Origin of the sequence: Georgenia satyanarayanai, from assembly GCF_023715365.1 — a bacterium.
Classification (GTDB): Bacteria; Actinomycetota; Actinomycetes; order Actinomycetales; family Actinomycetaceae; genus Oceanitalea; species Oceanitalea satyanarayanai_B.
Window position 1 is genome coordinate 1 of sequence record NZ_JAMBNZ010000094.1, and the last position, 458, is coordinate 458.

Below are 458 nucleotides of genomic sequence, written 5' to 3' on the forward strand. Positions count from 1 at the left end.
CTATAATAGAATCATGATCTAAGACATTCTCCCCTTTACCATATGCTTTAGCTCTAAGCCCAAGATTTTCAGCTTCCAATATAACTTGTTCAACCAATTGATTGTTAGATGTTAAAAAAACCACAGGTTCTTGATATTTCTGCGAATAATATCGTAAATATAGTAATCCGATAGCAGTTTTACCAGAACCTGTACTCAATTTTAGTATTAATTCTTTTGAGTCCAAGTTATCATCAATAAGGTCAATACATTCTTTCTGAATTGTTCTTAATACTGCATGTGAGTTTTTTGCATCAAGAGAATTATATAATTCGTTTATGCTATTAATCTGCTTTAGAGAATTATTTTCAAAGACTTTATCAAAGATAGACATATTTTAAATCACCATTTTTAAATTCATTAACTAAAAAATCTTGAAACTCTAAAACCACTTGTTTCCCATAGTTCACTTTGATTAG

1 protein-coding gene is annotated in these 458 nt (G+C 28.8%); it reads right to left on the bottom strand.

Annotated features, from left to right (window positions below):
• On the bottom strand, positions 1-373 hold a 373-nt coding region (locus M3148_RS17165), incomplete at its 3' end, for a DEAD/DEAH box helicase family protein (RefSeq protein ID WP_251305939.1).
• Between the last annotated feature and the right edge of the window lie 85 nt (positions 374-458).